We start from the raw sequence: 9,941 nt of genomic DNA, 5'->3' as shown, positions 1-9,941 counted from the left end.
CCGAAGCCCACCGGAACAGGACCCACCACCAGGTCGATGACCACCAGCAGGCTGCCAGCGGCACACACGCTCCGCGTGTGCCGCGCACAGTCATGCCCGCAGAAGCAAAGCAATGCGTAGTAGCAATATCAGTGCGCCACAAGGTCGATCATCGCAGCGGGCAGCGGGCAGCGGGCAGCGGGCAGCGGGCAGCGGGCAGCGGGCAGCGGGCAGCTGGCAGAGGGCAGCGGGACAACGCCGTGGCCTGAGCCCTAGCCCAAGCCCGAGCCTAAGCCGTCGCTCGGTGCCGAGGAATTACCCACGTCGCCCGGGTAGTTCTACTCAGGACTCGGGGGTGGGCGACGACAACACTGAACCGCATGACAACACCAGGGATCGATCCGCGATTGGTTTCCGGCCTCGCGAGCCAGTTCGCCTCCTTGAGCGAGCAGATGCGCCGAGTGTCCGGCGACCTCGGCGTCCTGCAGAGCCAGCTGACTGTGCCTCGGACGGAACAGCCCAGCCCGGCTTCGCAGCCTGCGGTCCACTACCCGTCGCAGGGAGTTCCGTACGCGTACCCGGGTTTGTCTCAGCAAATCCATCCGCATGCGCCCACGCACCAGTCTGCATCCATGCATCCACAAACGCCCGTACATCCACAAACGCCCGTACATCCGCAAACGCCGGTGCGCCCCCAGGTGCCGGCGCAGCCTCCGACGCCGGTGAGGTCTCCTGTGGCCCCGAAGCAGCCTGCGCCGAAGTCGGAGCCGTGGTGGCAACGCGACGGTGTGATCAGCCGCGTACTCGCAGTCGCGGGTGCAGGAGTCACTCTGGTCGGCGTGGTCATGCTTCTCGTGCTCGCGGCACAGGCCGGATGGTTCGGCCCCGAGCTCAGGGTCGTAGCCGGGGGAGCTTTCTCTGTCGCACTGGTGTACGCAGGGTCGCGGATCTACCGCAAATCCGGTGGACGGGTCGGTGGAATCGCAACCGCAGCAACAGGTATCGCCGGGCTCTATTTGGACGTCGTGGCGGTGACCGTCATCTACGAGTGGCTGGAGCCCGCGATCGGACTCGTAGCGGCATTCGGGATCGCGGCGGCAGGCGTCGCGCTGGCCGTCTCCTGGCGCTCGCAACCGATGGCAGTCCTCATCCTCGCCGGCGTTGCGGTGTGTGGGCCGGTGGTCACCGGCGGAATCACGTTGTCGCTCATCGCGTTCTTCACTGCCACGTTCATCGCGAGCTTCGCTGCGCAGCTCGGCCGTGACTGGCCGTACCTCGCTGCCGTGCGGACGCTCCCCGTTGTGGTGGCCACCCTCGTCGGGATCGCTCAGGCGGTCAGCTTGGATGTGATGGGGAGCGACGCATTACCGCTCCTGATCGTTTCGGGGATCGTGGCCGCGTTCGGTGTCGGTAGTTCGGTGGAGTTGTTGCGTCGCAATGCAGCCGACGTCATGGCGTCGGTGATGGCCGGAGTATCCGCCGTTCCAGTCCTCGCGGTGGGAACGCTGTTCGAGCCGTGGACAGTGACCTTGGTCGAGGGTGTGGTCGCGATAGCCTGCGTCGTCGTGATCGCGATGGTCTCCTGGTTGCCTGCCCTCGCCCGTACGATCCTGACGATCGTCGGCTCGCTTGCGCTGCTGCAGGCAGTGCTCGTACCGACGGCAACCGAACTGCGGCCGCTCGCTTTGCTGGTCGTCTCCGCTGTACTGCTCGCTACGGCGCACCGCGGAACCTCGAAGCCGGCGTACTACTCGGCCCTGGCGTTCGGCCTGTTCGGTGCACTGGGATATCTGGTGGTCTCCCCGCCCGCAGCGATGATGGATGCGCGTTATGCAACAGACGAATTAAGTGTCGTGCTCGCTGGCGTGCTTCTCGCGATCGTATCGGCCGGACTGGTAATGGTCGGTATCCAGCTGAAGATCGTGGATAAGAACGCGCAAGCGTGCTCGGTGGTTGCCGGACTGGCGTCTCTCTACGCACTGGCGTCGGCAACGGTTGCCCTGGGTGTGGCGGCGATCGGCGGAACCACCGGATTCGTCGCCGGACACTGCGCCGCAACCATCGAAGCCATGGCGATCGCGATGGCACTGCTGGCTTTCGGCCTCAAGAGCGAAAAGTACGCGCACACTGCACTGTTGGCCGGACTGTCTCTGACCGCGGTGTCCGTCGCGAAACTGTTCCTCTTCGACCTCGTGGCCTTGGACGGACTGTTCCGAGTCGGAGCTTTCATCGTTGTCGGACTGCTGCTGCTCTTCGCAGGCACACGCTACGCAAAGGTGTTCGCCGACCGCGCCGCGAGCTGAATCAGCACGACGCTACCCGTCGCGGTTCCTGCTGCTCAGGAGCTGCGACGGGTAGCGCTGGTCTACAGGTACTTCTCGCCGAGACCCAGCTTCTGTTGAACTTTCTTCATTGACTTCGGTGCCCACCAGGCGCTGTCGCCGAGCAGCTTCATGACCGACGGCACGAGGAACATCCGAATGACCGTGGCGTCGATGATGAGTGCGGCGATCATCCCGTACGCGATGTACTTCATCATCACCAAGTCCGAGAATGCGAACGACCCGGTGACGACGATCAGAATCAGCGCCGCAGCAGTGATGATTCGCCCCGAATGGGCTGTCCCGATGCGCACCGCGTCCGTGGTGCTGGCACCCTTCTCCCGCGCTTCGACCATCCGTGAGAGCAGGAACACTTCGTAATCAGTGGACAATCCGAACACGATGGCGCCGATCAACAACAGAATCATCGCCATGATCGGACCGGGTGTGAAGTTCATCAGGCTCGCACCGTGGCCGTCGATGAAGATCCAGGTGAGGATCCCCATCGTCGCACCGAGCCCCAGGGCGGTCATGAGGACGGCTTTGATGGGCAGGACCAGCGATCCGAATGTCAAGAACATCAGCAACGTCACAACGAGGACGACGAGGACCGCCGTCAGTGGAAGTCTTTCCTCCAATGCCTCGATGGAGTCGTATTCGATTGCAGGAGTTCCGGTTACGGATACCGTCGCGCCGTCGGGAACCTCGAGTCCGCGTAGGTACTCGATTGCCTCGGACGATTCGTTCCTGTCTTCGAGACCAGCTTTGAAGACGATGATGCCGTTCTTGCTGGTGCCCGTCGGTGAGAATTTCTCGACGAGACCGGGTGCCTCGTTCGCCTGCTTGGTGATCTGCCCGAGCGAAGATCCCTGCGCGCCCTCGATGACCAACTTCAGGGGCTCGGTACGTTGCCCGGGAAACAACTCGTCGAACTGAGCCTGGGCGACGCGTGTGGGGTTGTCCGGCGGCAGGTAGGTCTCGTTGATTCCGCCGAACTCGATCTTCCCGACGGGAAGAGTCAGTACCAGCAGGCCGAGAACGATGACCACGGCCACCTTGATCGGACGCCGCATGACCCAGGAAGTGAGCTTGCCCCACATCCCGTTCTCGATTTCCTCGGACGAGCGGGTCTTTCGCATGAACTTCAGACCCAACGCGTCCACGCGTGGCCCGAGAATTGCGAGGAGCGCGGGAAGCACCGTCACCGCGGTCAGGGCGGCAAGCGCAACAGTCGCAATCGACCCGTAGGCAACCGATTTGAGGAACCCGTGCGGAAAGAGCAGGAGACCGCCCAGGCTGGCCACGATCATCGTCGCCGAGAAGACCACCGTTCGCCCGGCCGTCATGACCGACCTCTTCACGGCGTCCGCGGTGGTGCGACCGTCTCCGAGTTCTTCACGGAAACGCGAGACGATGAACAGGCCGTAATCGATGGCGAGACCGAGACCGACCATCGAGACGACCGGGGCGACAAAAGTGTTCACCTCGGTGAAATCGGTGAACAGGCGCACGATTCCGTTGGCGCCGACAACCGTCAGGCCACCCACGATCAACGGCAGCGCCGCAGCGACCACACCGCCGAAGACGAAGAACAGCAGAACCGCGACAGCAGGGATGGCGAGGATTTCCATCCGGTGAATGTCTTCGGACATCGTCGACTGCAGGGCCCCTGCCACCGCCTGCAGACCGGTCACCTGGACATCACCGCCCTGGCTGTCGATATCAGGAATGTAGAACGCGTCCTTCACGTCCTGAAAGTTGTTGGTCAGCTCGGTGTCGTCGTCTCCGACGATGGCGATGCTGGCGATCGCGTGACGCTTGTCCTCGGTCGCGAGCGCCGCAGCGCTGACGACGCCGTCGACCTGGAAGTAGGTGCCGTTGATCTTGGCGATTCGGTCCGGGTGGTCGGCGACGAGCGAGCCGAGGCTCTTCGTCACGGCCGCGGTGAAGGCCGGATCGTCGACGGTCTTGCCCTCGGGCGCGGTGTACAGAACGATGACGTCGCCCTCGGTGTCGCGTCCGAACGTGGAGTCGGCGAGCGTAGCCGCAGCCACCGATTCCGAACCTGGATCGTCGAACCCGCCCTGGCTCAGATGGTTCTCGAAACCCACTCCGTACGCAGCCATCGCGAGGAGGCCCGCGACCATCACACCCAACACCGTGTACCGCCAGCGATGGACGAGATCTCCCCAGGTGGCGAACACTCAGTCTGCTCCTCGTTGTCGTCGAAAATCGGCCACCGACGCCGACGAACGTGCAGCGTGGCGGGGTCCTAGGGGACAACGGCCGAGAATGCGCCGACGTTCCGATCGAGCGTTGTGACACCGAACAATGCTGCCCGACGAATCTGTGCCCGAACACGACGAAGGCCACCCGAGCCGCCTCGGGTGGCCTTCGACATGGTGAAGATTCGTTACTTGCGACGCTCGCGCGCCAACAGCTCGCTGACGCTCAGTGCCTGACGGCTGTCGCCTCCGCGGTGTCGACCGCTGTCCGGGTCCTCGGTACTGGAATTACCGTCGGCCGGGGCAGTCTGTTCGTCCGAACGACGTGACGAACCTGCCGGACGCTCGTCCGGTGTCGGTGTCGGTGTCGGTGTCGGTGTCGGTGTCGGTGCCGGCCACGACCTGGTCGACTGATCCTCCGGCGCTGGGGTGCGTGGAGCATTGCGCGTCGAAATGTCGTAGCGAGCCCGGGGAGCGGCCTGCGTGCGCGGCGGCGTCGGCTGTTCCGGTTGCGGGGTCTCCGGGCGTGACGCTGCAGAAGAAGCCTCGGCGTCACGGCTCTGATCCTGCGAGTACCCGCGAATCCCGCCGGTCCTCGGCGCGGTCGGCCCTGCTTCCGGCGGCTGGCCGGTGCCGCGCGCGCCATACGCCGAGCCGTTGGAGCCGGCGGAACCGTAACCCGAGCCGTTGGAGCCATGGCCGGAACCGTTGGAGCCTTCAGTGGAACCGTTGCTGGAGCCGTATCCCGAGCCGTTGCTGCCCGACGCGGAGGAACTGCGGCCGTTCGAACCGTTGCCGTTCGAGCCGCTGCCGTTGACGCCGGAGCCGTAGTAGCTGTTTCGTCCGGAGCCGTTCGTGCCCGAGCCGTTCGTGCCCGAGCCGTTCGTGCCCGAGCCGTTCGTGCCGGAGCCATGTGTGCCGGATCCGTTCGCGCCGGAGCCGTTGGTTCCCGAGCCGTTCGGTGTTGCGCCGTACGCAGCTGAACCGTTGCGGCGTGGTTCGTCCGACCGACTGGATGCGTTGACGGACGTCCGGTCGGCGTCGGCGCGGGTGTTGTCCGTTGTCGAGCCGACGGGAGCCTGCGTTTCGGGTTTCGGCGTTTCGGGTTTCTGTGGCTCCGACGGCGCACGAAGGTCGGCCAACCAACTCTCGATGGACCGTGGGTCGGGGGAGGAGCTTCGGTTGCTCTGTGCGCGGACCGGTTCGCGCTTCGGAGGTTCGGCCCGCGGCACCGGTGGAGGTGTCGGCCTCTCGACGGCGGGTTGCTTCTGGGTAGCCGGCGGCAGGGGGCTGGGAGCGGAGCCTGCGGAGTGACCCAGGGGGCTGGGAGCGGAGCCTGCGGAGTGACCCAGGGGGCTGGGAGCGGAGCCGGCGGAGTGATCCTGAGTTTCGGGGGCTGCGGACGGCCTGCCGGTGGCGGATCGGCGGTCGTCCTCTCGGGCGGCGTGCGTTGCGCGGATCGGCCCGGATCCTGTCGGTGCGACGACGGGGATCGGTTCGGTCAGCGGTTCGCTTCGGCGTGGGGCGGTGCGCACCGGGGGTGCGACGGGTGCCGGTGCGCCTGCGGTGGCGAGTTCGGGGACGTCGGTAGGCATCAGTTCGTCCTCGAGGATGGTCTCGCCGAGGCCGAGCTTCTCCTGGATTCGCTTCATCCATTTCGGTGCCCACCAGCAGTCGTCGCCCAGGAGTTTCATGGTCGCCGGGACGAGGAACATGCGGATGAGGGTGGCGTCGATGATGAGCGCGGCGATCATTCCGTAGGCGATGTACTTCATCATCACCAAGTCGGAGAACGCGAATGCGCCGGTCACGACGATGAGGATCAAAGCCGCCGCGGTGATGATGCGTCCGGTATGCGAGGTTCCGACGCGGATGGCTTCGCTCGTGGACGCACCTCTCTCCCGGGCCTCGACCATGCGTGAGAGCAGGAAGACTTCGTAGTCGGTCGACAATCCGAACACGATCGAGATGATCAACACCAGCACCGGGGCCATGATGGGCCCGGGTGTGAAGTTCATGAAGCTGGCGCCGTTGCCGTCGATGAAGATCCACGTCAGGATGCCCATCGTCGCGCCGAGTCCCAGCGTCGTCATGAGCACTGCCTTGATCGGCAACACCAACGATCCGAACGTCAGGAACATCAGCAGCGTCACGACGAACACGACGAGTATCGCCATCAGCGGCAAGTTGTCGATGAGGGCCGCGATGGAGTCCTGTTCGATCACCGGAGTGCCGGTGATCTGCACCGACGAGCCCTCGGGGACATCGATGCTGCGCAGGTAGTCGATGGCGGGCTTCGAGTCGTTTCGATCGACGAGGCCTGCCTTGAAGACGATGATGCCGTCTTTGCTGGCGCCGGTCGGGGAGAACTTCTCGATCAGGCCGGGAGCCTCGTTGAGTTGGCTGGTGATCGCAGCGAGGTTCGGACCCTGCGCGTTCTCGATGACGGCCTTGATCGGCTCGGTGCGCTGGCCGGGGAACAGTTCGTCGAACTCGTTCTGGGCCTGGCGGGTGACGTTGTCCGGCGGCAGGTAGGTCTCGTTGATGCCGCCGAACTTGATGTTGCCGACGGGCAGCGTCAGCAGTACCAGACCGAGGACGATGGGAATCGTGACCTTCAGCGGGTTGCGCATGACCCACCGGGTCAGCTTTCCCCACATGCCGTTCTCGATTTCCTCGGACGACTTGGTCTTGCGCATGAACTTGAAGCCCAGCGCGTCGACCCGTGGCCCGAGGATTGCCAGGATGGCAGGCAGGATCGTGACCGCGGTGAGAGCCGCGAGGGCCACCGTCGCGATCGATCCGTAGGCCACCGATTTGAGGAAGCCCTGCGGGAACAGCAGCAGGCCGCCGAGGCTGGCGACGATCATCGTCGCCGAGAAGACGACCGTCCGACCCGCGGTCATGACCGACCGTCGAACAGCCTGCTTCGTCGAATAGCCGTCACCGAGTTCCTCGCGGAATCTCGACACGATGAACAGTCCGTAGTCGATCGCGAGACCGAGTCCGACGAGCGAGACCACAGGCGCGACGAAGCTGTTGACCTCGGTGAAATTGGTGAAGACCTTGACGATGCCGTTGGCGCCGACGACGGTCAGGCCGCCCACGATCAGCGGAAGGGCCGCGGCGACGACGCCACCGAAGATGAAGAACAGCAGCACTGCGACAGCCGGGATGGCCAGCAGCTCCATGCGGTGGATGTCGCCCGCCATGGTCGATTGCAGGGCACCCGCGACGGCTTGCAGTCCCGTCACCTGCACGTCGACGCCGTCTATGTAGAAGACGTCCTTGACGGCTTGGAAATTGTTGGTGAGTTCGGTGTCGTTGTCGCCGAGCATCGCGATGCTGGCGATCGCGTGGGTGCGGTCTTCGGTCGCCAGGGCATTGACGCTGACCACACCGTCGACCCGGAAGTAGGTGCCGTTGATCTTCTCGATCTGCTCGGGGTTGTTCGCGACGAGCGAGTTGAGACTGTCGGTGACCTTGGCGTTGAACTCCGGATCGTCGACGGTCTTGCCCTCGGGCGCCGTGTACAGCACGATCACGTCGCCCTGTTTGTCGCGGCCGAACGTCTGATCGGCGAGGCGCGCGGCCTGCACCGACTCGGAGCCCGGGTCGTCCCAACCGCTCTGGCTCAGGTGGTCGTTCAGGTCGAGGCCGTATGCGGCGAAGCCCAGAAGCGCGGCCACCATGACTCCGATGACCGTGAACCGCAAGCGGTAGACGAGATCTCCCCATCTGGCGAACACTTAAGAAACTCCTTGGCGCCCGACGAGCAGGGCGGACAGTGGGCGGAACGGCTGCAACCATGCGCCCTCGTCCGGGAGCGAGTCCAGGCTCACCCGTGGCAGAGGCTCACGGAAGACGCCGGGGATGTCCTCGAGGTCGAGGAACTCCAGCGTCTCCGACGTCACCGCCCAGCTTGCGTGCTCACGGAATCCGAGCACCTGAACGGGTACGCCAGTTGCAGCGATGTCCTCCAACGGCTCGCGAAACGCTTGTCCGTCCGCAGACGCGACCATGACGCCGGCCAGCCCGCCGCCGCGATTACGCAGCTCGATGTGGTCCAGCATGTCGGCGTCGACATCACTGTCCTCGTCGACCTTCGGCTTGGCGAACACCGCGAAACCCACGTTACGCAATGCTTCGACCCACGGTCTAACCACATCGGCGCTGCCAGGGGCGATGTTGGTGAACACCGTCGCCTCGGGTTCGAGCGTCGACGTGCCGGTGGCGGACAGTTCCGCCGTCCGTTGAAGCAGCCATCGGCCCAGCGCATCGAATCGCGGGCGGTAGGCAGCCGTCGGCCGACCGCCGAGAATCGCGCCGAGGCCCATGTCGAGATTCGGCGCATCCCACACGAGGAGCACTCGTCTGGTGTGTCGAGTATCACCCGTGTCGATGTTCGGGATCGGGGCCAGCGACGTGTCGACGCTCTGCTCGCTGTACGTCATCGTGGACTCTTCCCCCATATCAGCTCCGTCACCGAGCTACCCACCAGTTGGGCTTTGCCCTCGAACTTGGTGACGGGCCGCTCGTGTGTCATCGGAGATTCCCAGTCGAGAACGGTCAAACCGGGCTCTGCGTTCCCGGCTTCGGCAATCCACTCCGCATAGTCTGCGTGATCGGTCGCGACGTGCAGTACTCCGCCAGGTTTCAGACGGTCGACGATCATCGCGAACGTGGGGGCCTGCAACAGGCGGCGCTTGTGGTGACGCGCCTTCGGCCAGGGGTCGGGGAAGAACACGCGGACCCCGGTCAGCGACTCGGGCGTCAACATGTTCTCCAGAACGTCCATCGCATCGCCGCGGAGCAGCCTGATGTTCTCGATGTCGTCGCGCTCGATCTGCTGAAGGGTCTGAGCCAACCCGGGCCGGTAGACCTCGACCGCCATCAGGTTGACGTGCGGCTCGGCCTTGGCCATGGACGTCGTTGCAGTTCCGGTTCCCGATCCGATCTCGAGGATCGCCGGAGCGGAACGACCGAACCAGGCGTCGACGTCGATCTTCTCGTCGGCGACGTCACGGCCGATGCGCGGCCACAGCGAATCCCACGTGGTCTGCTGGGCATCGGTCAACGCGCCGCGCCTGGACCGGAAACTGGTGACGCGCGGGTACAGCCGAGAGCCTCGATTCGACTCTCCACCGGCCACGTCCGGCGTGTCCGGGGTCTCCGAATCGAGATGTTTGGCTGTGCTCCGTGCGTCGTTCACCGCACCATTGTCGCGCATCGACGGACTGTGTGACAGGTGGGTCTCGAGTTGAAGTTGAGACTTGCCGTGAAGGCGCAGGCCAGAGCCCGCAACCTCACGCCCGTGTCGCCGAATGTGTGCCAGAATTGCCCGGCGCGACGGGGTGGGGACCGCGCACGCGTGACGATGTGAAGGGGGATCACATGGGTGGGGACAGTGCGGGTG

The 9,941-nt window shown here is 64.8% G+C and carries 6 protein-coding genes; 2 read left to right on the top strand and 4 right to left on the bottom strand.

Annotated features, from left to right (window positions below):
- Both CH289_RS28495 and CH289_RS06620 read left to right on the top strand, forming a co-directional pair.
- Window positions 1–248, top strand: a 248-nt coding sequence (locus tag CH289_RS28495; protein WP_218828456.1) for a hypothetical protein, incomplete at its 5' end; no start/stop codon positions are given.
- Between the two features lie 519 nt (window positions 249–767).
- Window positions 768–2,282 carry a DUF2339 domain-containing protein gene (locus CH289_RS06620; protein ID WP_094727612.1) on the top strand — a complete coding sequence of 505 codons (1,515 nt, stop codon included), beginning with the start codon at window positions 768–770 and terminating at the stop codon, window positions 2,280–2,282.
- 62 nt (window positions 2,283–2,344) lie between these two features.
- Here the strand turns inward: CH289_RS06620 and CH289_RS06615 are convergent, their stop codons facing one another.
- The 4 genes from CH289_RS06615 to trmB all read right to left on the bottom strand — a co-directional run bounded on the left by CH289_RS06615 (window position 2,345) and on the right by trmB (window position 9,755).
- Window positions 2,345–4,504, bottom strand: coding sequence for an MMPL family transporter (locus CH289_RS06615; RefSeq protein WP_094727611.1), 2,160 nt, complete (start codon window positions 4,502–4,504; stop codon window positions 2,345–2,347).
- A gap of 209 nt (window positions 4,505–4,713) precedes the next feature.
- On the bottom strand, window positions 4,714–8,274 hold the full coding sequence (locus tag CH289_RS06610) for an MMPL family transporter (RefSeq protein WP_094727610.1): 3,561 nt from the start codon (window positions 8,272–8,274) through the stop codon (window positions 4,714–4,716).
- Entirely contained in the window at window positions 8,275–8,979 is a 705-nt protein-coding gene (locus CH289_RS06605) for an NYN domain-containing protein (protein ID WP_019665556.1), read from the bottom strand. It abuts the gene before it with no gap.
- A complete protein-coding gene (gene trmB / locus CH289_RS06600; RefSeq protein WP_094727609.1) occupies window positions 8,976–9,755 on the bottom strand; it encodes a tRNA (guanosine(46)-N7)-methyltransferase TrmB in 780 nt (259 codons plus the stop codon). Before trmB ends, CH289_RS06605 begins: the two co-directional genes overlap by 4 nt.
- Between the last annotated feature and the right edge of the window lie 186 nt (window positions 9,756–9,941).

The organism is Rhodococcus sp. RS1C4 (assembly GCF_002258225.1).
GTDB lineage: Bacteria > Actinomycetota > Actinomycetes > Mycobacteriales > Mycobacteriaceae > Rhodococcoides > Rhodococcoides fascians_E.
The sequence above is the reverse complement of the archived record's forward strand: the minus strand, read 5'-3'. Positions and strand labels throughout refer to the sequence as shown.